Annotated in this window: 23 protein-coding genes; 6 read left to right on the plus strand and 17 right to left on the minus strand. The window is 33.6% G+C overall.

Annotation, left to right across the window (positions count from 1 at the left end; translation table 11 throughout):
- The first annotated feature begins 58 nt into the window (after positions 1–58).
- On the plus strand, positions 59–1,285 hold the full coding sequence (locus HQN85_RS09120) for a carboxypeptidase-like regulatory domain-containing protein (RefSeq protein WP_173271441.1): 1,227 nt from the start codon (positions 59–61) through the stop codon (positions 1,283–1,285).
- Between the two features lie 55 nt (positions 1,286–1,340).
- On the opposite strand, the gene HQN85_RS09125 is transcribed toward HQN85_RS09120, so the two are convergent.
- The 11 genes from HQN85_RS09125 to HQN85_RS09175 form a co-directional block, all read right to left on the minus strand.
- Positions 1,341–1,790 carry a hypothetical protein gene (locus HQN85_RS09125; RefSeq protein WP_173271443.1) on the minus strand — a complete coding sequence of 150 codons (450 nt, stop codon included), beginning with the start codon at positions 1,788–1,790 and terminating at the stop codon, positions 1,341–1,343.
- A gap of 12 nt (positions 1,791–1,802) precedes the next feature.
- Positions 1,803–2,261 carry a hypothetical protein gene (locus tag HQN85_RS09130; RefSeq protein WP_173271445.1) on the minus strand — a complete coding sequence of 153 codons (459 nt, stop codon included), beginning with the start codon at positions 2,259–2,261 and terminating at the stop codon, positions 1,803–1,805.
- Between the two features lie 61 nt (positions 2,262–2,322).
- Entirely contained in the window at positions 2,323–2,856 is a 534-nt protein-coding gene (locus tag HQN85_RS09135) for a hypothetical protein (RefSeq protein ID WP_173271447.1), read from the minus strand.
- A 7-nt stretch (positions 2,857–2,863) separates the two neighbouring features.
- Positions 2,864–3,547 (minus strand): lipocalin family protein, encoded by a 684-nt coding sequence (locus tag HQN85_RS09140; RefSeq protein ID WP_173271449.1) that lies wholly within the window; start codon positions 3,545–3,547, stop codon positions 2,864–2,866.
- Between the two features lie 11 nt (positions 3,548–3,558).
- On the minus strand, positions 3,559–4,008 hold the full coding sequence (locus HQN85_RS09145; RefSeq protein ID WP_173271451.1) for a hypothetical protein: 450 nt from the start codon (positions 4,006–4,008) through the stop codon (positions 3,559–3,561).
- Between the two features lie 4 nt (positions 4,009–4,012).
- Complete coding sequence (locus HQN85_RS09150) at positions 4,013–5,569, minus strand: hypothetical protein (protein WP_173271453.1); 1,557 nt, start codon at positions 5,567–5,569, stop codon at positions 4,013–4,015.
- 154 nt (positions 5,570–5,723) lie between these two features.
- The gene (gene secG / locus HQN85_RS09155; RefSeq protein WP_173271455.1) at positions 5,724–6,101 is read right to left on the minus strand and encodes a preprotein translocase subunit SecG; all 378 of its coding nucleotides are present in this window, start codon (positions 6,099–6,101) and stop codon (positions 5,724–5,726) included.
- A 14-nt stretch (positions 6,102–6,115) separates the two neighbouring features.
- Complete coding sequence (locus HQN85_RS09160; RefSeq protein WP_173271457.1) at positions 6,116–7,303, minus strand: hypothetical protein; 1,188 nt, start codon at positions 7,301–7,303, stop codon at positions 6,116–6,118.
- A gap of 33 nt (positions 7,304–7,336) precedes the next feature.
- Positions 7,337–7,846 (minus strand): LptE family protein, encoded by a 510-nt coding sequence (locus HQN85_RS09165; RefSeq protein WP_173271459.1) that lies wholly within the window; start codon positions 7,844–7,846, stop codon positions 7,337–7,339.
- Between the two features lie 83 nt (positions 7,847–7,929).
- Complete coding sequence (locus HQN85_RS09170) at positions 7,930–9,159, minus strand: sigma-54 interaction domain-containing protein (RefSeq protein ID WP_173271461.1); 1,230 nt, start codon at positions 9,157–9,159, stop codon at positions 7,930–7,932.
- Positions 9,160–9,184: 25 nt separating this feature from the next.
- Entirely contained in the window at positions 9,185–10,726 is a 1,542-nt protein-coding gene (locus HQN85_RS09175) for a MiaB/RimO family radical SAM methylthiotransferase (RefSeq protein ID WP_173271463.1), read from the minus strand.
- A 135-nt stretch (positions 10,727–10,861) separates the two neighbouring features.
- Here HQN85_RS09175 and HQN85_RS09180 point away from each other — a divergent pair, with 135 nt between their 5' ends.
- The gene (locus HQN85_RS09180; protein WP_173271465.1) at positions 10,862–12,628 is read left to right on the plus strand and encodes a hypothetical protein; all 1,767 of its coding nucleotides are present in this window, start codon (positions 10,862–10,864) and stop codon (positions 12,626–12,628) included.
- A gap of 330 nt (positions 12,629–12,958) precedes the next feature.
- A complete protein-coding gene (locus HQN85_RS09185) occupies positions 12,959–14,773 on the plus strand; it encodes a hypothetical protein (protein ID WP_246249708.1) in 1,815 nt (604 codons plus the stop codon).
- A gap of 77 nt (positions 14,774–14,850) precedes the next feature.
- On the opposite strand, the gene HQN85_RS09190 is transcribed toward HQN85_RS09185, so the two are convergent.
- The 5 genes from HQN85_RS09190 to HQN85_RS09210 form a co-directional block, all read right to left on the minus strand.
- On the minus strand, positions 14,851–15,915 hold the full coding sequence (locus HQN85_RS09190) for a branched-chain amino acid aminotransferase (RefSeq protein ID WP_173271467.1): 1,065 nt from the start codon (positions 15,913–15,915) through the stop codon (positions 14,851–14,853).
- A gap of 63 nt (positions 15,916–15,978) precedes the next feature.
- The gene (locus tag HQN85_RS09195) at positions 15,979–16,938 is read right to left on the minus strand and encodes a tryptophan 2,3-dioxygenase family protein (RefSeq protein WP_173271469.1); all 960 of its coding nucleotides are present in this window, start codon (positions 16,936–16,938) and stop codon (positions 15,979–15,981) included.
- 235 nt (positions 16,939–17,173) lie between these two features.
- Positions 17,174–17,797, minus strand: a complete 624-nt coding sequence (locus HQN85_RS09200; protein WP_173271471.1) for a transposase — start codon at positions 17,795–17,797, stop codon at positions 17,174–17,176.
- 122 nt (positions 17,798–17,919) lie between these two features.
- The gene (locus HQN85_RS09205) at positions 17,920–19,218 is read right to left on the minus strand and encodes an HAD-IB family phosphatase (protein WP_173271473.1); all 1,299 of its coding nucleotides are present in this window, start codon (positions 19,216–19,218) and stop codon (positions 17,920–17,922) included.
- Positions 19,219–19,224: 6 nt separating this feature from the next.
- Complete coding sequence (locus HQN85_RS09210) at positions 19,225–20,250, minus strand: NAD-dependent epimerase/dehydratase family protein (protein WP_317170031.1); 1,026 nt, start codon at positions 20,248–20,250, stop codon at positions 19,225–19,227.
- A gap of 13 nt (positions 20,251–20,263) precedes the next feature.
- Here HQN85_RS09210 and HQN85_RS09215 point away from each other — a divergent pair, with 13 nt between their 5' ends.
- Both HQN85_RS09215 and HQN85_RS09220 read left to right on the plus strand, forming a co-directional pair.
- Positions 20,264–21,445: a formimidoylglutamase gene (locus tag HQN85_RS09215; protein WP_173272566.1), complete on the plus strand. Its 1,182-nt coding sequence runs from the start codon at positions 20,264–20,266 to the stop codon at positions 21,443–21,445.
- Between the two features lie 75 nt (positions 21,446–21,520).
- Positions 21,521–22,660 carry a TlpA disulfide reductase family protein gene (locus HQN85_RS09220; RefSeq protein WP_173271475.1) on the plus strand — a complete coding sequence of 380 codons (1,140 nt, stop codon included), beginning with the start codon at positions 21,521–21,523 and terminating at the stop codon, positions 22,658–22,660.
- Between the two features lie 67 nt (positions 22,661–22,727).
- Here HQN85_RS09220 and purD read toward each other — a convergent pair whose 3' ends face one another.
- Entirely contained in the window at positions 22,728–23,999 is a 1,272-nt protein-coding gene (purD, locus tag HQN85_RS09225) for a phosphoribosylamine--glycine ligase (protein ID WP_173271477.1), read from the minus strand.
- A 201-nt stretch (positions 24,000–24,200) separates the two neighbouring features.
- Here purD and HQN85_RS09230 point away from each other — a divergent pair, with 201 nt between their 5' ends.
- Positions 24,201–24,503: a hypothetical protein gene (locus HQN85_RS09230; protein ID WP_173271479.1), complete on the plus strand. Its 303-nt coding sequence runs from the start codon at positions 24,201–24,203 to the stop codon at positions 24,501–24,503.
- Positions 24,504–24,610: the final 107 nt, after the last annotated feature.

The following is a 24,610-nucleotide window of genomic DNA, read 5'->3' on the forward strand; positions in this document are numbered from 1 at the left end:
GTTAAAATTAATATATTAGCGATGGTTTTTTCTATTCATTGATTGGCAATTTTTTTAAATGAGATCTACATTCTTTCTGTTCATAGCTATTATATGTTTTTTAAACGCAAGAGCACAGCAATCATTTACTATAAGTGGTACTGTTGAAGATTTAAAAGGTAGAAAATTACCTGGAGCAGGGGTGTATATTAGCGGTAGTAGATTTGCTACATCTACAAACAACAATGGTAGTTATAGCCTCACCTTAACACCAGGGAGCTATGAATTAGGAGTGAAAATGATAGGGTTTGAAACTAAGGTCGTTAAAATTGTGATTAGCAGTCAATCTGAGAAAATGGATTTTAAGTTGGTCGAGCAAATAACAAACTTAGCAGAAGTAACCATTAGTAACCGTCCTGCTAATTCAAAATATGTAAGTCAATTTACCGAGCTATTTATAGGTACAACACCTAATGCGCAATTATGCCATATTTCTAATCCAGAAGTTCTTGTTTTTGATTATGACCGAGTTCGATCAAAATTAAGTGCTCATACAACAGATTTTCTGGTCATTGAAAATAAAGCGCTTGGTTACAGAATTAAATATATTGTTGAAACGTTTGTATATGATGAAGAAAAAAAGAGCATTTCGTATAAAGGATCTTCATACTTCGAAGAATTAGAGGGCACAGTAATTGAGCAAAAAAAATGGAATTTAAACAGATTAATGACCTACTATGGTTCTCCTCGTCATTTTTTTACGAATTTATATCGCGGAGAGGTTGAAAAAGATGGTTTTTTTATCGCAAAGATTACCAATAAGCCTAATGCAGACAGACCACCTGATAGCTTAATCAAATCGAATATTAAACGACTTATGTTAAGTAAGCAAACAGAATCAGGTTTGGTTGATTTTTCGAAAGGAGATTCTTTAAGTTATTGGATGAAGCAAAAAGAAAAACCATTATTTTCTGCCGAATTGGTAGCGAAACAAATTTTAACAGATACTTTAGTGCATGATGCTGGAAATCAATTAAAAAAGATAAGTTTTAAAGATCAACTATATGTAGTCTATAAAAAAGACAGAGAAGATCCACTATATAAGAATAGCCTCAATCCCTTTTTAATAAAGGTGTTAAATATGCCGAAAACTCAAATGTCAATGATCATGATGCTAGAAGATGAGGCTACTTTCTCTTCAAATGGAAATCTAGCAAATCCACAATCCATGTTCTTTTCTGGTTATTGGGGTTGGAAAAATGTAGCGGACTCTTTGCCAAGCGATTATATACCAGTTGCTATGTAAATACAGAACAAAGATATCAGCTCTTTCACTACCTAAATTTTAGACAGAAAAAGATCTAATTTTTCCTTATACGTGAATCTTCCATTTTTTCAATGAATGCATTAGGATGCTGCATATACAAACTAATATTTGTGCTCATTGAATAAAGTCCGAAATCAATAAGCGAAGTTTCTACAATTCCACCTCCAGGATTTACAGCAGAAATTTTGAAAGCTCCCGATTTCCATAATAATTTATAGCGCCCCTTATTATCAGATGTTGTATATGAAACGACCTTGTCATTCTCATCAATAATTCGGACTATAGTTCCTTTTGCTATAGTCTTATCATCACAATACCTAGTTACACCTTGTATAGTTACACTATCTTCAGCGCTGTTTTTTCGAGCAAACTTAAAGTCGTGCAGGATAGTATATCGAGCACAATCAAAGTTGTCATTTGATTGCTTGTTAAATAAAGAGCAAGAAGATAATAACAGCAAAAGTAACATTGATATCTTATTCATGGCAATGTTTATCTATTTCTGCTTTATAATAACACCATCAGTAGTAGGAGCAGTTTGTGGCATCAATTCCACCTTAATGGTTTGATATCTATTTTCTGACAGAACTTCTATGATATATAAATCGTACTCGTCATTAAAATATCGAAAATGCCCATTAACTAAATTTAATAATTCCTTTAAACTGATATATTTAAAACAAGGTTTCTTAGACTCAATTTTAGGCTTGGGATTTTTTTTGTCAACCCAACAAGAAAATTCGAGGTAATTATAGTATGGTGCTTTATAACTACTTTTAAAAATAAATGAATAGTGAAATGGGCTTGTCCATTTAATTTCTAAAATCTTATCACTTGATTTTGCTGTGTTTATTATTGTAGTATCAGCGAGAAAATATAACTTCTTTACATTTCCTTGCGAAAAGGCATGGTGAACAAGAAATATAAATAACCAACTTAGAAATATTTTTTTCATAGTAAAGCGCCTTGTCAAACTGGTGGAAAGCAAAAACTTCTTTAGATTTTTTACTTAGAGATTAAATTATATAAGGAGCTATAGTTTTTATAAGTACCCATTTATCAGACTGTTTGATAAAAAAATAAACCTTTACCTCATAAACTTCAATTGAAGAATTTTTCTGACAAATTAAAAATGCTTTTTTATTATCTTCTGAAAATATTATTGGACTAAGACTGTAACTAAAATTTAAATTACTCTTAATAGTCATATTGTCTATGAATAGATTTAATCGCCTCGTGTGAATTTTCTTGAATCTCCTCAATAAACCCAAAGTATCTACATCTTTAATGAAACCCCAACCATTTTCTGTAACGTATTTTTTAACACTAAGAGATGTGGAGTTCTTTCCTAAAAATTCACTTATATATGATAACATATCCCCATTTACCGTAAATGTTTTTGGTAAGTCTTTTTTCAATATCATATTTTTCTCAATTTCCTTAAACGTAATCGCGTATAATTCTAGGTTATCTTTCCCATCAAATGAAACTACTTGAGAATAAGAGAGCTTACTAAATAATAAAAACAATATGATTATACTAATTTTCACAGCGTTTTTATTCTAAAATCGGTGTATAAGTCCATTTAAGGTTTAGCTTTTTTCCCTCTTTGGATTTCAATATCAATTCCTTATTTGATTTTTTCAATATATCATAATATATCACAGTTTGTTTTTGAAAATTTTGGGCACCTTGCTCATTTAGAAACACATTTAAAACAACATTATTTCCCATGATTTTAGAAATGGGGATTTCAACAGAATTATATCCAATGCTTCCTATCACAACAGATTTGAAAATTTTAGAATCATATAGTGATAGCTGTGCTTTTCCTATTGTATCAGTAATGTATAATGCTACCATTTTGTTTTCAAAATTATTTAAGGCGCAAAATGCCGAAGGAAAGGGTTTGTTATTATTCGCTATGTCAAAAACTTTTATTGAAAATTGAAGAATTGAAGGATTATTAATTTTACTTAGTTTTAGTACATATTTCGAACTATCAATGGTTTTTGAATTTTCAAAATTTAATATAAGCTTTCCATTCTCAATTTTATAAGTACCATAGCCTTCTGTTCTTCCAATATTATCGTCAAGGTATATTTGATAAAAGTTATTGCCATTAAAAGTTATTTTAATTTCATTATTAAGCAATTTTTGTTGATAAGTTCCACTTAATACTTGAGCATTGATTTGCGATGTAAAAAGAAATAAACCTATTATAAAATATAAGATTCTCATACTACGTTTTACTATTCTACTTTGCTATACTTTGCCAACTTAACAAGATTCATTTTGTACCTCTTGCCGGGCAATACTTCCACAATATATAAGTTATACTTTTGGTCAAAAGCGTTTTGATGCTTTTCTATAAGTGCCATTAGTTCTTGCCAACTTAAATAATTGTGAATAGGTTTTGCATAAAAAATTTCTTCTTTGCTGCCCCTCTGTGTATTGATATAAAAGAACATTAGATTTTGTTTAAAAGGAGGAAGACATTTGCAAAAAAACTCGTATTTCTTTTCATATAAGGTAAAAGGGACACTTTTGTTTATATTCAATAGTCTTTGGTCTTTAGGTATATTGACAGTGTCAGCCAAAAAATAGAGATTTTTGTCTTCTTGTGCTTTTAAATCCTTATGAACTATAGAAAGTAAAATTAAGGTTAACAAAAATGATATTGAGTTTAAGAATTTTTTCATTGGATTAAGGGCAATTGTTGGGTAATCTGTTGGCAATTGGTGTATTAATTAGATTATTTCTATTAAAAGTGTTTAACTCTACTGATGTAATGTTATACTTAGTTAAAATATTATTATAAGTTTGTTGCAAAGTATTTTTATAAATATTGAACAAATCGATACCATTATAATTTGTTAAAAGAGGGTCATTAGGACGGTCACCCGCATTATCCATACCATATAAAGCAGCCATACGATATTCATTATCTGTATAGGCATTGCCATTTATCGATTTCAAAATTTCTACTGTCTTTTCAAAATAATTGTTCAATAGAATAGAGTGATCAATAAAATTACCCATTTGCATCTCTCCATCAAGGAGGGCTCCATAATTAATTATACCCATAGACCATGTTAATCCTTCTCCTATAGGTGGAGCAATATTGTATTGGCCATTTTTGATATAATAATGAGTATATGCATGCCCTAATTCATGAATAGCTGTCACTTGGAGAAATAATTGGGATGCATTTGCCATAGCAAATGTATTAAAGTTAATGGTAGAATTCCATGAAGTATTAATGTACTCTGTTTCTCCTAGGCTATATTTATTATTAGGCCCCCAGGTTTGACTAGAGAAACCAAAAGTTAATTCTGGCAGACCCTTAAAATTAACGTTTCCAATTCCAGGCACATATACACTCTGAAATGGCTGTATTAATTTTCCGTAAGAGCTATTAGCCAAAAGTTTATTCAGTACTTCTTTTACCATGCATGGATAATATTTCTGAAGAGAATCTTGTTTTGTTTCAATAGCTGGCGGGCACTCCGTTATTCCTGTAGTTCCACCCATACAGGTTTTGCAATCTGTACTCCTGTAAGCTGTGCCATTTACTACGCCCGCACAATCCACTACTCCTGTGCCACTGCCATTTCCAGTACCATCTCCATTAGTAGATGAACATGTTTTGTAAAGATATGTTTCTGTAGTATACGCTATCGTACCATCAGAATACCAAAAAGTCTCTACCAGGTACCAATATGTACATTGTGGCTCATCGCTCATGCCACCACCACCTTCGTCTGACATCAGTTCGCCATTCCTGTTTACCGATAGGGATTTTCCGTTCAAAGATATTTTATTAAGGCTTTTATAAAGCTGCCCAATTTCGGCAGTAGAGAAACCGGCTTTAAAATAGTTGCCTTTTTCGTTGTAAGCTATCTGAGATTTAAATGATTCACCAGCCCTGCTTATCAATAACATATAGCTTCCCTGTGCATTGCCCTGTGCCATTTTTATGGACATGGGTACGCTAACAATCTCGGTGCCATCATCAAGTTTATGGGCCCTTGCCTCATCCCATTGTATCACTTGCTCAACTTTCAATATAATACCTTTATTTGATTTAAGAACTGATGTCTCTTTCGCATTAGATCCCATATACCATTTCTTTGCACTGCTTAATAAGCTTTCTGGTTTTTCTTCTTTTTTGCAAGAATTTACTAGTAGTAACAGGCTTGATAGGCCAAAAATTAACAGGTAGTTAATTTTTTTAATAAAGAGCTTAAATAGTTTCTCCATAGTTGGTTTGTGTTTATCTGTTATTAAAGATATTTAAAATCTATAATAAACACATGAAATCTATAATAGTCTTTTAGGGGGATATGAAGAAAAAAGGCATAAAAAAACTCCTTAGCAATTAAACTAAGGAGTTTCTATTTCCGGTTAAGAAAAATTATTTTTTAGTGCTATCTCCAGTTTTAGGAGTTGCAGCTGGAGTAGTAGTCGCAGCAGGTGTAGTTGTTGCAGGTGCACCGCCTCCTAATACTGATGGAGTTGCAGCTTTATTAATTTGCTCATCTATTTTAGAACCTGTTCCCGTAGAACCGTTACCAGATTTACCTACAGTTGTAATCGCTAATGATGCAACTACAATTAAGGTTAACAATACCCAAGTTCCTTTTTCTAAAACATCGCCTGTGCGTTGCACACCAAACATGTTACTGCCAGATCCACCAGTTGCTAAACCACCACCTTTTGGGTTTTGTATTAAAACGAAAAAGCCCATTGCGATGCAAAAAATAATTAATAAAATGATTAATAAGGTTACCATACTATGTTATGTTGTTAAATTTTCTTTTCTAAAGACTGAATAAGGTCGGCAAAGTAACGGCTTTTTTCTGGAAACTTCAAACTTAATTTTTCATAAGTGTCTATCGCCTTGTGATAAAGCATTTGCTCGATATAAATAGCGGCCAAAGTTTCAGAAACTAAATCGTAATTATCTTCAGCACTTTTCTTGGCTTTATTTTCATTGTTAATTTGCTCTGGTTTCGGTGCTCTAATTTGTGGTTCGTTCTTAATAAATGAATCAATAATTTCTAAACCTTTTGCGGCTACTTGTCGGTTTTGTGGGCCTTTATTGGCTTCATCGGCAACATTAAATGGAGTTTGAATATGAAAAATATGCTCCACATATTGTTGTTGTAATTCGCCAGGAGCAGCTGGAGCTGGATTATCGTTCTTTTTAGGGGTAACGTAAGGTTGAAATATTTGGTCGTGTTCTTTACGTGTTTTTGCTAGCCACCATAAAAAAGTATAGGGAAGTTTGTCGTCATCGTATTTACTTACCGTTTGTGCTTCTGCTTCCTGATTATATTCTTCTGGCATTGCAACATTTACAGGCTCTGTTTTAAGATTTTCGACAGCTTGCTCTGTGCTAAAACTTTTTTCAAATGCGAAAAAATCTGTAGCAACAATACTTTCAATAGCTAATTCATCTGGAACGGCTTCTGCTAAAGGTTCTTCATTTTCACTTTCTTTTGCTGTTGCTTGAGCTACAAATTCTGAAGAATCTACTTCAACAATCTCATCGAAAACTTCTTGTTCATCGGTTTTACTTTCTGTTGTAGGAATAGTTTGGATCTCAGCAATTTCATCAAAAGTTTCCTGATCATCTGTTAAATTGTCTTCAATTGGAGTAGGTTCAATCAACTCAATATCTTCTGCAGGTTCAATTTGTTCATTATCAATTTCATCTGCATTAAATGAAGATGAAAAAACAGTAGCTAAAGTTTCAGGCTGATAAATTACACGATGCACTAAACTGCCACCATTATAGAGTGCTGCGGTAGCTAAGCTATTGGAATGATTGGCTTCAAGTGCATTGGCTTTTGCGAGCAATAAATGCAAAGGCTGATAATATGGATATTTTTTAACCAGCGTAGTCAACATACCAGCATGCGCTTGCGTTACCATGGCTGGCTTTGCAAGTAAATCTGCTAGTTGTTCTTTCGTGCTTAAATCGATCTCCATGCCGCTAAGTTAATAATTGAAAGTTCAATTTCTTTACCATTGTGCAAAAGCACGGTTAAAAATATTATCGGTCAGTTTTGCATTAACCTTTTTAATGAGTGCCTGCTCTTGCGATTGTAAAGATTGACCAGCTAAAGAGAAATCTTCGAAAGCAGTAAAGCTCTCATCAAAACTTTTGCTCAGCGTTCCTTCAGTTTTAGTGTTATTAGTGTATTTAACCTGAACAGTAATAGTTAATCTATTTGCACCTGCAATTGGCCTAGCATTATCTTGTATCGCAATAGGTTTAATGTCGTAACCCGTAATTCTGCCTTCGAAAGTAGCATCAGCTTCGTTTTGTGTAATGCTCAGCTTACTTTGTGTACGAATTCGCTCCTTTAAATCTTCAGTAAATAATTGACTCATATTTGGAACAACCAATGGTGCATTGTTTTCGAAGAATTCAACTCTTATCGTTTTTAATCCTTCTGTAGAAGCGCCATTAAATTTATAACCACATCCGCTGAGGGCGATAACTACTAAAATGAATAGTGCTTTTTTCATCTGTATCTACTTTTTAATGGTGATGAAGCTATCATAATTTATCATGCCACGGTGTGCTTTTGAAAATCATGATGGTTCATGCTTTATAAATTTAATTCTTTGATTTTACGGTACAATGTACGTTCGGAAATTCCCAACTCTTGTGCGGCAAATTTGCGTTTGCCTTTGTGTTTTTTGAGCGCTTTTTTAATTAAATCCGATTCTTTATCAATTAAGGATAATGATTCTTCTACTTCTTCCGCATCATGCGCATAATTGTACTCAGTTGGTACATTTTGCGAAGGATGTTTAATGGTTAAAGTAGGTTCGCTATGATTAGGAAGATCTACTTCTTGGTACAGTTGACTGATGTATTGCGGATTATCTGCCATGATATGTGAAGTATTACCTCCATTCTGGATAATCTCAGCAACCAATTTCTTCAATTCCATCATGTCCTTTTTCATATCAAAAAGAACCTTGTACAAAATATCTCTCTCCGAAAAATCTTCTTTGCTACTTCCGTTTATCGCCATTGGCAAATTACTCGTTTGCTCATTCGGAATATAGTTTAACAAAGCTTGCGCACTAACATTTCTGTCTTTCTCTAAAACGCAAATCTGCTCTGCAATATTTTTTAATTGACGAACATTACCTGGCCAACTGTAATTACTTAAAATTTGGATAGCTTCAGGTTCTAATTGAATACCAGGACTACGGTATTTATCACTAAAATCTGCTGCAAACTTGCGGAAAAGCAGATAGATATCTTCTTTACGCTCATGCAAAGCAGGAATACGCAATGGAACTGTATTTAAACGATAGTATAAATCTTCACGGAATTTGCCAGATTTTACACGATTATAAACATCCACATTTGTGGCTGCAATAATTCGCACATCTGTTTTTTGAACTTTAGATGAACCTACACGTAAATACTCACCACTTTCTAAAATACGTAATAAACGAGCTTGCGTTCCCAGTGGTAATTCGGCAACTTCATCTAAAAAAATAGTACCACCGTTGGCAACTTCAAAATAACCCTTACGAGCTTCATGAGCGCCAGTAAACGAACCTTTTTCGTGTCCAAATAATTCTGAATCAATAGTACCCTCTGGAATGGCACCACAGTTTACTGCAATAAAAGCACCATGTTTGCGGGTGCTCATTTGATGAATTATGTGAGAAAAGACTTCTTTACCACTACCACTTTCACCAGTAATTAATACTGACATATCGGTTGGTGCAACTTGTCTGGCTGTATCTATAGCCCGGTTTAACAGCGGCGAACCACCAATTATTCCGAACCTATTTTTAATATCTTGTATATCCATTTAGTGTCTAGTAGTTCCTTAAATATTAAACTATTCTTCCCAACAAAGTGGCAGATGTACAACGTTCAATATAAACATTTGCATAATCGCCAGGTTTTACAGAGTCGGTAACAGGAAAAACAACCATCGCGTTTTCATCATTACGACCTCTATATTCTTTGTCGGATTTTTTAGAAAAACCTTCGATTAAAACTTTAACTGTTTTACCTACAAAATCTTCTAAACAGGCCAGTGAATCTTCTTGTTGTTTTTTAAAGATCTCTGCCAAACGACGAGCTTTTACGTCTTCAGGAACATCATCTTTATATTTACGAGCAGCTAAAGTTCCAGGTCTTTCTGAATAAGAGAAAGTGTAAGCAAAATTATACCTTGCATAATCCATTATACTCAAGGTATCTCGATGTTCTTCTTCAGTTTCAGTACAGAAGCCTGCAATAATATCCGCCGAGATGGCGCAACCTGGAATAATACGACGAATAGCATCAATTCTATTCATGTACCATTCGCGAGTATAAGTACGATTCATTAGCGCCAAAATTCTCGAGTTGCCCGACTGAACTGGCAAGTGAATGTAATTACAAATGTTATCGTATTTAGCGATGGTGTATAATACTTCATCGGTAATATCTTTTGGATGAGAAGTAGAAAAACGAACTCTCAATTCTGGGCTAATTTCTGCAACTAAAGCTAATAATTGTGCGAAGTTCATCGATCCTTCTTCATTAACTTCATTTTCATTTCTACGCGTTGCAGGTAAATCAGTTTTATTGGTTAAAGCTTCTAACAATGCATCGCCAGTTAAGGTGTTCATTTCGTCTGCCAAATCATCAATAGCAACTTTTTCTGCTTTAGGCTTATTCCAATGATATGAATCTACGTTTTGCCCTAATAAAGTAACTTCACGGTAGCCGTTTTCAAATAATTCTCTTGCTTCATTAATGATAGAAAAAGGATCTCTGCTACGCTCACGGCCGCGAGTAAATGGTACTACACAAAATGAACACATATTATCGCAACCACGCATAATGGTTACAAAAGCTGTAATTCCGTTACTGTTTAAACGAACAGGACTTACATCTGCATAAGTTTCTTCACGAGATAAAATTACATTTACCGCTTTATGTCCTTCTTCAACCTGACTAATTAGCCCTGGCAAATCACGATAAGCATCCGGTCCAACCACAACGTCAACTAACTTTTCTTCTTCTAAAAATTTAGCCTTTAACCGTTCGGCCATGCAGCCCAAAACACCTACAATTAATTTCGGATTTCTTCTTTTTTCTACACCAAATTGCGATAAACGATTACGCACACGTTGCTCTGCATTTTCGCGAATAGAACAGGTGTTTATAAAAATCACATCAGCCTGATGATAATCTCCAGTCGTTTCAAAACCTGTATCAGATAAGATGGAAGCAACAATTTCACTATCTGCGAAATTCATTTGGCAACCATAACTTTCAATGTACAGTTTTCTTCCATCGCCTTTTTGTGGAGTTTCTAATACTAAAGCCTCTCCTTGGCGTTCTTCATCATGTTTCTTATCCGTAAGCTGTAAATCAATCATCAAATATTCAAATTTTATGGGTTTCAAAAATACTAAATTTAATTTGTAAATGACAAATTGTCAGCATCAAAAATATCTCTCCTTACAAATTTCAAACAAAACAACTCCGTTTTAAGTTATTAGGTAAATCATTTTATGCCAGCCAAAAAACGCAACACAAAGAAAATACTTGGATGGGTTGGAGGCATTTTCCTTCTCCTTGTTCTTTTAATTGGTGGAATAGCTATTTATTTAAGCGCCAAATGGAAACCATTGTTAACTGAGAAGATTAAAGAAGGTGTATATAATAGCTCAAATCACTTATACCAAGTAGATTTTAAAGACATTCATTTAAATATAGTTACTGGAAATGTAGTATTGGATAGTATTTCGCTAATGCCTGATACAAATGTGTTTAATCAGTTGAAAGCAGTAAGAAAAGCGCCTACGCATTTATTTAGAGTAAAATTAGCGCATTTAAAATTGAGTAGAATTGGAATCTTAACAGCTTATTTCGACAAAAAGATAAAAATAAATACCATTCAATTGGATCATCCATCCATTGATATGATTTATCATAAAGTGCCAAAAAAAATAGACACAACTGAAGTCGAAAAAACACTTTACCAACAAATTTCTAAGTCAATAAAATCGATTAGAATAGGAGGGATTAATGTGATAGATGCTGATTTCGATTATTATAGTGGATTGAAAAAGCTGAATGGGGTAAAACATCTCACCATAAACGTAAAAGATATTTTAGTCGATTCACTTTCTCAGTACGATACTACTCGTGTTTTTCATGCAAAAAATATTGGCTTCGAATCAATTGGTTACAAAAGCACTACGAAAGATAAAATGTACACCATTACGGTAGATACAGTTCGTGGTTCATTAAGTAAAAAAACACTTAATGTATTGGGTGTAAAACTTACGCCTTTGTATCCTGATTTAACGTTTAGCCGTAAATACAATACTCAAAAGGATAGATATGATATAAAGTTTACTGAAATTAATTTAACTGGTGTAGATTTTATAGCCTTAAATAATGATGGAAATTTACATGCAAAACGATTAACCATAGGACCGGGGAAAGTTGCGGTATTTTTAAACAGAGAATTACCACCATCAAATATTGATAAAGGGAGAAACTATCCACATAATGCTTTAAAAAGGTTGTCGATTGAAACTTTAATAGATACGCTAAGTATGCACAAAGTTGATATTGATTATACAGAATATAACCCCAAAACTAAAGAAAGAGGAACGTTACACTTAACAGATTTAGGGGGAAAAATCTTAAACATCACTAATGATTCGTTAAGGTTAGTGAAAAAAAACCATGCATATGCCGATTTAACTACTCATGTGATGGGTACAGGAAAACTGAATGTTAAAATCGACTTTAATTTAACAGATAAAGCAGCATCGTTTAGTTATGTTGGTCATGTAAGTCCATTTAATTTAAAAGTATTAAACCCACTTTCTAAATCGTTAGGCTTGGTTAGCATTGAAGATGGTAATGTTAAAAGCGTAGATTTTGCAATTTCTGCTAATGAAAGAGGGAGTTCTGGGACAGTTAAATTTGCGTATAACGATCTTAAAATTAATTTGTTGAAGGAAGATGAAAATGGCGTAAAAGAAAAGAAAGGACTATTGTCTTTTCTAGCAAATACCATTTTAATTAAAAATGATAATCCGACTAAAGGCGAAGCCCTCAGAACAAGCAATGTTACTTTTGTACGTGTGCCACAAGCTTCATTTTTTAATCTAATGTGGAAAAGCGTTTTTATAGGCATAAGGGAAACTGTGGGAATTGGTGTGGTACCTATAAAGCCAATGGAAAAACCAATTTCTAGTAAGAAGGCTGAACGTCTAAAAAAGCGAGCAGAGCGCAGAGCCGAGCGAGAAAAGAATCAATAGAATTTTTTGAAAATTAACGAGAAAGAAGATTCACTTAGTGCATTTTCTTTAAAGTATAATTTTTACGCACATTCACTATTTAATTATTAAAATATGATAGGGAAATAACAGGAATTATCCAAGGTCAATGACACTGTTTACACCCTGTTTGCACCCTGTTATCACCTTGTTAATACCCTGTAAAATCGGGCGCAGTTGCGAAGCTTTAATAAGGGTGATTTGACAAGGCTTTGGTATTAACTATAACGATAATCTTAATGCATTTAAAATAGTATTAAGTGACATCATTTCTTAAATGCCCATATTTTTACTATATTGGAACACACAAAAATGAAATCCAATATGGCTGAAAAAGCACCAAGAAAATTTAAAGTTTTAAAATGGTTTGTTGGAATTGTACTGTTCATTTCTTTAATTTTAGTTGGCGCATCTTGGTATATCAGTGTAAAGTTTAAACCTTTAATTAGGCGAGAAATAACTGAACTGGTGCAAAAATCTACTCATGGTTTGTACCGTATAGAATTTTCACAAATACACACCAATTTTATTACGGGTTCTGCTACAATTAGTGATGTAAATATTACGCCAGATACAAATGTTTTTAAATTGTTGGTGGCAGCAAAAAATGCACCTAATAATCTGTATTACATTAGGTTAAAAAAACTTTCCATTAATAGATTTCATCCTTATGGTATCTATTTCAATAAAAAAATTGATATCAGTTTACTGTTGTTCGATAATCCAGATATCACAATGGTAAATAAGCATTTTGATTTTAATGACAACCGTCCACCTAGACCGCGAAAGTCACCGTATGATTACATTAAAAAATTATTTAAATCTTTAAGAGTTGAAGTAGTAGATTTTAAAAATGTGAGATTTAAATATGTGAACAACAATGAGCTTTTGCCCGAAGTAGATTCTGTTTCAAATCTTAATGTAACCTTAAAAGATTGGTTAATTGATTCACTTTCTGCACAAGATACAACAAGACTATACCTGCTAAAAGATGTCAATGTAAATCTTAGAAATTATACTTATGCTACACCCGATAGCATGTACCACATTAATGTTAATCAACTAGATTTTAACGCATCTAGCGGAAAAGTAAACATTAAACAATTCGGATTAGTTCCTCGTTACAGCGAAAACAATTTTGCAAAAGTTGCAGGTTACGCTCGTGATCGTTTTAACATTCAACTGAATAATATCAGCCTTGATGGCATTGATTTACCCGCTTATATCCAAAAAAGAGAATTAATTGCAAATCAGATGAATATAGCTGACGGAGGGGTTGCGGTTTTCAATAACAATACTTTTCCAAAATTGGAGAAAATAAAAACCGGAAGATTTCCTCATCAGCTTTTGCAGCAATTAAAAACACAGTTAACGGTAAAGAAAATAAAATTGAGTAATATCAATGTTAGTTATACGGAGTTTGATAAGGGCAGTCAGCAAAGAGGAAAAATAAGTTTTGAAAACACATCTGGAACCATAACAAATGCAACCAATGCAGTAAAAGTGAAAACAGTAAACCCGATCATGCAAGCTGATTTGCTTAGTTATGTAATGGGACACGGGAAATTAAACATCAACTTTAAGTTTGATCTAAATTCGCCAGTTGGAGCATTTACCTATAAAGGCGCAATTACCAATTTAGATGGGCGACAGCTCAACCAAATTACTAAACCTTTGGGCATGGTACAGGTAAATAAAGGGATAATTAAAAGTTTAGCTTTTGATATCAAAGCAAATCAAGATGTTGCTAAAGGAAAAGTCGATTTTGCTTTTAATGATCTTTCGGTTGCATTGTTAAAAAAAGAAGAAGGAAAGACAAGATTAGTTAAACAAGGGTTATTGTCTATTTTGGCTAATGCATTGGTTATTTATTCTGATAACCCTAGTAAAGATGGCAAGTTTACCTCTGCGCCCATTAATTTTACCAGGCAACCTACAGGATCTTTCTTCAATTTTATTTGGAAAACACTTTATCAGGGTGTTAAATATAGTGTTGGAGTTACGCCGCAAAAAGAAGCAGAAATTAAAGCGCAAGTAGCCAAGTTTGAAAAAATGAAAGAAGATAGAGATGAGCGGAGAAGGCGTAGAGAAATACGAATAAAGAAAAGGGAAAGAGAACAGCGTTAAATTAAAAATCCCTTACATATTTTAAAATGTAAGGGATTTTTATTTATAGATCCTTCGACGAGCTCAGGATGACAAAATTATACGATCCAGTTCCAGCCAAATCTATCTTCAGTTAAACCATTTCTAATGTCATTTAATTCTTTTGCAAGACTTGTAGAAACTGTACGGGTGCTCACATCACTTAATTTGTGCAATTCACCTTCGTAACCTATTTCGCCAATTTGGGTAACTGTAGCTGCGGTACCCACTGCAAATGCTTCTGTTAATTTTCCGTTTTTAGCACCTTCAATAATCTCTGCAATCGTTACTTTTCTTTCTTCGACAGTAATTCCTTTGTCTTTTGCTAAAGCAATAATTGTATCACGTGTTACGCCATTTAAAATGGTTTCACTTACTGCGGCAGTAATTAATTTGTCATCTAAAACAAACATCACATTGGCTGCACCAGATTCTTCAATTAATGTATGTGTAGCAGAATCTGTCCATAATAGCTGATCAAACCCTTCTTTTTGCGCTTCTGCAAATGGATATAACGAACGAGCATAATTGCCTGCGGTTTTGGCATAACCAACACCACCTTCATTTGCACGAGTATATTTTGTTTCGATTTTAACTTTTAAAGCTTTGGTATAATATGGGCCAGTTGGCGTAGCCAGTAAAACGAATTTATAGGTGTCGCTTGCTCTCACACCTAAAGAAGAATCGGTAGCAAACATTACTGGTCTCAAGTACAATGAGTAATTTTCTTGCGTTGGTACCCAACCTTTATCAATATTAATTAAAGCAGAGATAGCTTGCATAAAAATCTCTTCCGGGATAGTAGGCATCGCCATGCGATCAGCAGAAATATTAAAACGCTCAAAGTTTTTGTTGGCTCTAAACACACTAACATCACCATTTGGTAAACGATATGCTTTCATACCTTCAAAAATTGCTTGTCCGTAATGTAAAGCAGAAATTGCAGGACTCATTGGAATTGGTCCATAAGGTAAAATCTGCAAATTCTTCCATTCTCCATCTTCAAAATCGGCCATAAACATATGGTCTGTAAAAATTTTTCCGAATGGGATGTCTTTAAATTCTGTTTCAGCTAATCTAGGATTGCTGGTTTCAGTAACCTTAATTTGTAAAGTATCTATCACTGCCTTAAGTATTAAATTAAGCTGCAAAATTAAGAAAAAAATGGCTCTAAACCCAAATTAATCTTATTTCCGAAGTGTTTGCAATACACTAAGCACCCATCCTTTTCCCCATTCTTCCATTTGCTCAGTAGTCCATAAAAACGGATAAAAAATGCGCTTTTGAAAACGGGGAGGCAAATACTTTTGCCAATTTGTTCCGCCTGTTGCAGCAATATCAGTTGGGTCTTTCTCTAAATAACGCACAGCGGATTTATAGTGAGATAATGGCCATTCCACGTTTACATACAAATCTAATTTTCGCAATTCTTCTCCCAACTCGCTTACATCTTCTCCTTTTGCTTTTAATTGATGATACAAAGCAGAGAAATTGCTGTTTTCACGCTCTTTTGCCAAGGCTAAAAACTGAGCTGCGTATTTTTTGATGAATTGTTTTAAGGTTAAGGTTTGTTTACCGCTAGCTAATTCAGTTGCGCCAAACTTCCAATAAATGAATTCAAATCTTTGCTCAATTGTTGCGTTTCTTAATGCTTCACGCTGACTTTTATCTATCAGTTGTGTAAAATCTGTAGCGTTAATTTCAATCATTCTATATTGGCCCGATTGAAAACCACTTGCAGGTAATAATGACATTCGGAATTTTAAGAATTGTTCTTTTTCCATTCCATTTACCATCACCTCAAATGAACTGGTTAAGGCATTAAAATAAGCGTTAATTCGTTTTAAACGTTGGGTAAAGAATGCGGCTGTTAATTCTTGGTGTGTGGATATTTGGTTGCATTCGTGTAAGCAAAGTTTAAAGTACAGCTCCGTAATCTGATGATACATGATGAAAATTTCTTCATCAGGGAAAGGTGTTTTTGGGCTTTGCAAACTTAGCAAGGTATCTAAGTGAATATAATCCCAATAGGTTAAAAAATCTGCATACAATAAGCCATCTAAATAAGCGGACATATCTTGGCCCATTGCTTCGTATTTTTCTTGAAGCTTGTTTATTTTGTCTTTTATTTCTGGTGTAAAATCCATGGTAGTTAAATTTGGTACTTTGCCAATCTTTTACAGATTGACAAAGTTTATTGATATAGTTTACTTATGATTCAAATATTGACAATCTAAAAAAAGAAATATCAATGTAATTTAACTAATCAATTAACTTGGTCTAGATATAATTAGACTAATGAAAGAAGTTGATTTCCAAGTTTTAAAATCCATGTGCACAGTTATTACTTTATCAATCTACTGAAGATTGACAAAGTTCTAATTAAAAATCATCAATTATAAAATTATAATTTAATAAATGTTTTCCTACGTTGTGAAAGTTTAGATATTCTTGTTCATTTCCAAACCACTTAATTACTTCGGTTTTCATTAATCGGGTAGGTTTGTTGCTAATTATCCCTTTATACGAGCTCCATTTCCAGTCTTTAAAATCATTAATAAGATTATGCTTCTGTGGATTGCAGTGGATATAATAAATTAAATGTGCTAAATAGTTATCGTCATTTACCAATGCTCTTTTAAAAGGAGTTTGAAAAAGTGTGCCAGATCTATTTTGCTGTTTGTTAAAAGCTAGGGCATAACTCTGAAAAAACACTCGAAACTGTTTGCTTACTATAGAATGAACATCAGTTGCATCATCAATTTTATTTATAAATCTATACTTACTCAAATTTTCATTAACCCTAATTAAAAGATGAAAATGATTATCTAATAAACAATAAGCATAGACATCGGCAACATCTGAAAGATAAAGTCGTAATTTTTGTAAGAAGAATTCCTTATTCCCATCATTAAAAAACATTGGTTTTTTATCAATTGTACGATTGTAGATGTGATAAAATCGACCTTCTTCAAACCTGGTATAATAATGTTCTTCTTTAGCCATATTGAAAAATTGGTTTGCTTAATTGTCAATCTTTCACAGATTGACAAAGTTTTATTAACTAATGCAGCAAAATGCTTCAAACTTTGACAATCTAAGAAAAAGATTGTCAAAGTAGATATATCCTAATACAACACTCTAAATTTAATGGTATGATCTATCTTTTTTAAAGATTTGAATAATTGTTTATCGTATTCGGCATTGATATCTGTTATGGCATATCCCAAAGTGGAGTTTGTCATTAAAAATTGTCCAACAATGTTGATATTATGCTTTGCAAAAATAGTGTTAATCTGCGCCATAATACCAGGAACATTTTTGTGAATGTGAATTAAGCGATGTGATTTATCAATAGCTGGTAATTGCAAATTGGGAAAATTAGTGCTCATGTAAGTTGTTCCCTTATTCATAAAATCTATTACACGTTTTGGAATAAAGGAAGCGCTTCTTGGATTACTTTTTGGATCATCAAAAACTACAATCCCCATATCGGTGCAAGTTTGAAAAGAGAATTTATTTTTGGCGCTCCCTAAATAACCAACGGTTTTAAGTTTAACAGCTCGTTCTAATTTATCATTTTCTATTTTTTCACCATCAGCTAATAAGATCATCCCAACATCAGCAACATATTTTTCTTCAAAAGAAGATTTATGTCGAATAGAAAAGCCATCTTTTTTAAGTAGCGCAATACTTTCAGTCGGAACATTACCAATGACCAAGCACAAAATTCTGTTTTTAGGGTAGGAGATCGCCCTTGGCAAATTATTTACATACAAAAACTCATCAAAGCTAGGAGTAACGTGATCGGCTTTTGAAACAATACTTTCTCGAGCAATATTTTCAGTAAAGGCAAAAAACTTTTTAATTAATCCACTTTCTCTAAGTTGAAAATCCGAATACCCATCACCTATTCCATACAAATCTCCCTTTAAATCCATTTGGCGCATTAGCTTGACTTTTCCACCTTCTTCACTTAATGGATTTGCATGGTCGTAATCTATAATCTTTCCATCACCTGTGGTTACAAAAGTGTTGGCATAGATATTTTCTTTCTTAATGTGATATTGACTTACAACGGGTGTGATAAATTCTTTAAATCCGCCAGAAACAATTAAAACTTCATCTGCATGTTTTTTGAAAAACGCAGCATTACGAGAAAACGAAGCCGAAACTTTCTTTTTCAACCGTGTAATTAATTGCTTTAAATGATCTTCGTTAGCTTCTAACAATTGAACACGTTTTGCTAAACTTTCAGAGAAAGAAAGTTTACCTTCCATAGCTAAATTGGTATAATCTTCAATTTTCTTAAAAATCGCTTCCTTATCTGGATGTTTGTTTAACGAAATACGGGCCAGTTCATCTAATGCTTCTACTTGGGTAAAAGTGCTATCAAAATCAATAATGTAAAAATTCTGCTGTTTCATCTAAAATTATTTCAAAGCTTGGCAAACTTCCAGAATGCTCTCTTTTAAAGGTTTAAAATTAATATTAATCGCTTTTTTAACTTTGTCATTGCTGTAATAACTTAAATTAAAGCTACTTCTAGCCGCATCTCGCGTTAAGGCTGGTGCTTTTTGCGTAAATAGTGCAGCTAGTTTTGCCGCTCTCCAAGCAATGCCGAGCATCCAAGGTTTTGCTTCAATTTTTGGAGGTTTAATTCCAAATCCTTTAGCAATTTCTGCAAAAAAATCTTTGTAATTTAAATTATCAGCAGATAAGGTATATCGTTCGGCGGTAATTTCGCTCTGCATTAAAAGTATCATTGCTTTTGCAACATCTGCTACATCAACAATTCCTGTTGCACCATCAGTGTAAAATTTTAAGCCATCTTTTACCAATTTAAAAATTGCACCACTACCTTCAAAACCAGCATTTTTACCAATAATTACCGCCGGATTCACAATAACGGCATCTAATCCTTCGGCTATGCCACGCCAAACTTCCATTTCACCTTCGTATTTAGAAATAGCATAGGCATGAACTTTCGAATCGTATTCCCAAAAATCTTTCTCGGTAACTTGATCACCTTTTTTTGCATTTCCCAAAGCCGCGATAGAACTTACATGTACCAATCGAGCTTGATGCTCAGCACAAAGATTTACAATATTTGAAGTTCCCTCAATATTAATTTTTAGCAATTTAGCTTTATCCTTAGGGTCGAAAGATATAAAAGCAGCGCAGTGATAAACTTGAGTAACGTTTTCAAAAGCATCTGCTAAACTTTCTGTCTCGTTGATATCAGCTACAAACCACTCTATCAATTTATTTTCTTTTAAAGAATCTGGAATAATTGAGGTAGTTCTTTTTAGTGCTCGGACATTTAAATTTTGAGCCGTTAGCTGTGTAATTAATTCTGCTCCTAAAAACCCTGTAGCGCCAGTTACCAGTATCATATCATTTTTTTTAGATAGCTCATTAATATATGCGCCCAAAAATAGATATTTGATGCCAAACATTTATATCGCTTTTATGTCTTTATCAGATTTTTTTTCGCCTATTAACCCCGATAAGTTTAGCCCTAAACAGGGATTTTTAACTAGTCAGCTGGGATTAAAGGCTAATTTTTATACCGATCGTTTTCCTGATTTGGAAGAAAACACCTATGATATTGCCATTTTTGGAGTGAAAGATGATAGAGGAGCGGTAAATAATAATGGCTGTGCCTTAGGTGCAGATCATTTTAGATCTCAATTTTATGCCTTAAACGAAGGTGCTTTTACGAGTAAAATAATCGATTTAGGAAATATTATTGCAGGTAAAGAAATATCGGATACTTATTTCGCAGTAAAGACCGTAGTAGCTGAGCTGATAAAATTGAATGTTTTACCTGTAATTATTGGCGGAGGTCAGGATATTACGTATGCTCAATACATGGCATATGAAAGTTTAGAGCAAAAGGTAGATTTAGTGGTTGTCGATTCTAAATTTGATTTAGATGAAGACGAGCATGAAGGAATTGCAACTGGTTCTAATTCGTATTTGAGTAAAATATTTTTACACCAACCTAATTATTTATTCAACTTTAGCAATGTTGGTTATCAAACATATTTTGTAAATCAGGATAGCTTAAAAGTAATGGATAAGTTGTATTTTGATGTACATCGCTTAGGAGAATTTTTATCGGATATTTCATTGACGGAACCAATTATCCGTAATGCGAACATGATGAGTTTTGATATTGGAGCTGTCCGTTCTGCAGATGCTGGAGCAAATATAAATGCTGGTCCGAATGGTTTTTATGGTGAAGATATTTGCAGAATTACACGTTATGCGGGGATGAATGATAAATTAACTTCAATCGGTTTTTACGAGTTTAACCCAGCGTATGATCGCAATGGTCAAACAGCAATGCTTTTAGCCCAAATGGTTTGGTATTTTGTAGATGGATTTTACAATCGAAAACAAGATTTTCCTTTAACGCCAAAATCTCAATATATTATTTACCGAACAAGTTTGAAAGATGGCTCTGGTGAAATGAATTTTGTTAAGAGTAAACGCTCAGATCGTTGGTGGATGCAGGTGCCATATCCAACTGGAATTTCTAAAAATGAAAGATATCACCTTGTGCCATGCCGTTACGAAGATTACAATACTGCTGTAAATGGTGAAATGCCAGATTTATGGTGGAGAACCTACCAAAAGCTAGGATAATTTTACAAATAGAATTCGCTTTAAAAAAAATCGTTTACTATTTTTGATAAATCACCCCCCTAAAACCTATTGATAATGAAAAAAATAATTTTATCTGCCTTTTGCCTATTGCCACTAGGCTTAATGGCGCAAGATTTTACTGTAAAAGGTAAAGTTGGTAACTTAAATCAACCAGCCAAAGCATTTTTGGTTTATCGTGTTGGCTCAAACAGCATCACAGATTCTGCAACGTTAGTAAATGGAGCTTTCGAATTTAAAGGCACGATAGATGGCCCGACCTCGGCATCTATACGAGTTAAACATGATGCTACACCAGTTGATCCTAAAAAAAGAGTTCCATCTGATGTGATTTCTCTTTATTTAGAAAAAACTACAATTAATGTTAACGCGACGGATTCAATTAAATATGCTAAAATAACTGGATCAAAGGTAAACGATGACTATGCTAGGTTTAGAGGTTTATTTAAACAAATGGATGCTGATGTAGCTGTTTTAATGAAAGAGTACAACGGATATACCACTGAGCAGAAAAAAGATACAGTGTTCATGAAACCTTTTATGGACAAGTACAATGCTGCAAATAAAGAGAGAGATCCATTGACTAAGAAATTTGCATCTGAAAACCTAGATTCATACATAGGTTTAGTTGCCTTTAGAAGTTCAATGGGATATGATATTGATCCAAAGGTTGTTGAGCCAGAATTTTTAAAATATTCGCCAGCAATTAGAGCGACTAAATTTGGTAAAGATATTCAGATGGTAATTGATGGAGCTAAGAAAACTCAGATTGGAATGGTAACTGATTTTACACAAAACGATCCAAATGGTAAACCAGTTAAGTTATCTGATTTTAAAGGTAAATATGTTTTAGTAGATTTTTGGGCTTCTTGGTGCGGACCATGTAGACAAGAAAATCCTAATGTAGTTGCGGCATTTAACAAATGGAAAGACAAGAACTTTACTGTGTTAGGTGTTTCTTTAGATCAGCCAGGAAAAAAAGATGCTTGGTTAAAAGCAATTGCTGATGACGGCCTAACTTGGACTCATGTTTCAGATTTGAAATGGTGGGATAATGAAGTTTCTAAAAGCTATGGTATAAGCGCTATTCCATTTAATTTTATGGTAGATCCGACTGGAAAAATTGTTGCTAGAAACATTACTGGTGAAGCTTTACAGAAAAAACTAGAAGAGCTTTTAGGCACTAAATCAAAATAGATAAATGATTAAATAAACAAGAAAGGCTTCGAGATATTCGAAGCCTTTCTTGTTATTAGGATTTGCTCTACATTAAATCAAATCCTATATCTTCTCTAAAATATTTACCATCAAAATATATACGGCCAGCATCTGCAGTAGCTCGTTGTAATGCATTAAACTGATCATCTTGTAAACTCGTAATGGCAATCACTCTACCGCCATTTGTTTTAACATTACCACCTTCTAAAGTAGTGCCGGCGTGGAAAGCTAAAGAATCACGCAGGTTTTCAATTCCAGAAATTGTTTTCCCTTTTTCGTATTCACCAGGATAACCACCTGCAACAATCATAATAGTTGCTGCACTTTTCTCGCTGATGTTCAATTGGTAATCAGCTAATTTCTTATCCGCACATGCGATAAATAATTCAACTAAATCGCTTTCTATCCTAGGAATAACACTTTCTGTTTCTGGGTCACCCATGCGACAATTGTATTCAATTACGTAAGGTTTATTGCCAACTTTAATCAATCCGAAGAAAATAAAACCAGTATAATCAATGTTGTCTTTTAATAAACCATCAATTGTTGGCTGAATAATTTCTTCCTTTACTTGAGTCATAAATGCCTCATCAGCAAATGGGACTGGAGAAACTGAACCCATTCCACCAGTATTTAATCCTGTGTCACCTTGTCCAATTCTTTTGTAGTCTTTCGCTTCTGGCAAAATCACATAGTTTCTTCCGTCAGTCAACACAAAAACTGAAAGTTCAATACCTGTTAGAAATTCTTCAATTACAACAGTACTACCAGCGTTACCGAACTTTCCGCCTAGCATTAATTTTAATTCTTCTTGCGCTTCTGCAACATTATCTAAAATTAAAACTCCCTTTCCGGCAGCTAAACCATCAGCCTTTAATACAATTGGTGTAGCATGGTTTTGTAAATATGCTAATCCATCTGCCAAGGTTTCATTTGTAAAAGATTTAGAAGCTGCAGTAGGAATACCATGACGTTCCATAAATTGCTTAGAAAAATCTTTACTCCCTTCTAAAATTGCTCCTTCTTTTTTTGGTCCGATAACAGGGATATGAGCTAATTGTTCATCATTCGTAAAAAAATCATGAATACCATTTACCAAAGGCTCTTCTGGTCCAACTACTAAAAGACTAATATTTTCATTTAGAGCAAAAGTTTTTACAGCCTCAAAATCATTTGGGTTTAGTGTTACATTTTTACCGTAAGCACCAGTGCCAGCATTACCAGGAGCAATAAATAGTTTTGAGCAGTGAGCAGATTGGCTGATTTTCCAGGCGAAAGCACATTCTCTTCCGCCAGAACCTAATAATAAAATATTCATGAGAGCAAAGATATTGCTTTGGATTAAAAGCGCAGTAAATAAATCGGCTAATTCCTAAATACTTGCAATTAACTAATTAGATTTCTGTATGTAAAAGATTAAAATTAGATTTGCCGCAAGAATGAACTAGCCATGTGCCAAATAGAATGCATTAATACATGGCGTACTCCATCTAACAATTAAAAACAATAGAATCTATAGATGAAACACGTTGTTGCCATATCACTCGTATTTTTTAGCCTTACTCATCTCGCAAAAGCGGAAGATGTAGGGAGGTTAAAACTATTAACCGAAAGGTATTGTAACAAAACTCAAAATGATTCTCAAGTTGTTAATTCTGATGTTAATCAGCTTAATGATCATAGAAATCCATTCTTATTATCTTATAGTGAATTAACTTTAATTGGTTTATTACCAGAAATTAAAGTTGCTAAACGCGTTAACTATAATCACATCGTTGCCGATTTAACGATAAGGAAAAAGCCTAAAAACAATAGCCCCTAGTTAATTCCTCTTTACTATATCTCCCAATCTCATCAGATTAGGGAAGGAATTTATATGCCTCAACTGCCAAGTTGACTTAATTTAAGCAATGGCTTGGTTGTTGCAAA

This window comes from Pedobacter boryungensis (assembly GCF_013204825.1).
GTDB classification, from domain to species: Bacteria; Bacteroidota; Bacteroidia; order Sphingobacteriales; family Sphingobacteriaceae; genus Pedobacter; species Pedobacter boryungensis.

Excerpts from the sequence above, each read along its gene's own strand:
- HQN85_RS09120 (WP_173271441.1), top strand. The coding sequence starts at position 59 with ATGAGATCTACATTCTTTCTGTTCATAGCTATTATATGTTTTTTAAAC.
- HQN85_RS09125 (WP_173271443.1), bottom strand. The coding sequence starts at position 1,790 with ATGAATAAGATATCAATGTTACTTTTGCTGTTATTATCTTCTTGCTCT.
- HQN85_RS09130 (WP_173271445.1), bottom strand. The coding sequence starts at position 2,261 with ATGAAAAAAATATTTCTAAGTTGGTTATTTATATTTCTTGTTCACCAT.
- HQN85_RS09140 (WP_173271449.1), bottom strand. The coding sequence starts at position 3,547 with ATGAGAATCTTATATTTTATAATAGGTTTATTTCTTTTTACATCGCAA.
- HQN85_RS09145 (WP_173271451.1), bottom strand. The coding sequence starts at position 4,008 with ATGAAAAAATTCTTAAACTCAATATCATTTTTGTTAACCTTAATTTTA.
- HQN85_RS09150 (WP_173271453.1), bottom strand. The coding sequence starts at position 5,569 with ATGGAGAAACTATTTAAGCTCTTTATTAAAAAAATTAACTACCTGTTA.
- secG (WP_173271455.1), bottom strand. The coding sequence starts at position 6,101 with ATGGTAACCTTATTAATCATTTTATTAATTATTTTTTGCATCGCAATG.
- HQN85_RS09160 (WP_173271457.1), bottom strand. The coding sequence starts at position 7,303 with ATGGAGATCGATTTAAGCACGAAAGAACAACTAGCAGATTTACTTGCA.
- HQN85_RS09165 (WP_173271459.1), bottom strand. The coding sequence starts at position 7,846 with ATGAAAAAAGCACTATTCATTTTAGTAGTTATCGCCCTCAGCGGATGT.
- HQN85_RS09170 (WP_173271461.1), bottom strand. The coding sequence starts at position 9,159 with ATGGATATACAAGATATTAAAAATAGGTTCGGAATAATTGGTGGTTCG.
- HQN85_RS09175 (WP_173271463.1), bottom strand. The coding sequence starts at position 10,726 with ATGATTGATTTACAGCTTACGGATAAGAAACATGATGAAGAACGCCAA.
- HQN85_RS09180 (WP_173271465.1), top strand. The coding sequence starts at position 10,862 with ATGCCAGCCAAAAAACGCAACACAAAGAAAATACTTGGATGGGTTGGA.
- HQN85_RS09185 (WP_246249708.1), top strand. The coding sequence starts at position 12,959 with ATGAAATCCAATATGGCTGAAAAAGCACCAAGAAAATTTAAAGTTTTA.
- HQN85_RS09195 (WP_173271469.1), bottom strand. The coding sequence starts at position 16,938 with ATGGATTTTACACCAGAAATAAAAGACAAAATAAACAAGCTTCAAGAA.
- HQN85_RS09200 (WP_173271471.1), bottom strand. The coding sequence starts at position 17,797 with ATGGCTAAAGAAGAACATTATTATACCAGGTTTGAAGAAGGTCGATTT.
- HQN85_RS09205 (WP_173271473.1), bottom strand. The coding sequence starts at position 19,218 with ATGAAACAGCAGAATTTTTACATTATTGATTTTGATAGCACTTTTACC.
- HQN85_RS09210 (WP_317170031.1), bottom strand. The coding sequence starts at position 20,250 with ATGTTTGGCATCAAATATCTATTTTTGGGCGCATATATTAATGAGCTA.
- HQN85_RS09215 (WP_173272566.1), top strand. The coding sequence starts at position 20,264 with ATGTCTTTATCAGATTTTTTTTCGCCTATTAACCCCGATAAGTTTAGC.
- HQN85_RS09220 (WP_173271475.1), top strand. The coding sequence starts at position 21,521 with ATGAAAAAAATAATTTTATCTGCCTTTTGCCTATTGCCACTAGGCTTA.
- purD (WP_173271477.1), bottom strand. The coding sequence starts at position 23,999 with ATGAATATTTTATTATTAGGTTCTGGCGGAAGAGAATGTGCTTTCGCC.
- HQN85_RS09230 (WP_173271479.1), top strand. The coding sequence starts at position 24,201 with ATGAAACACGTTGTTGCCATATCACTCGTATTTTTTAGCCTTACTCAT.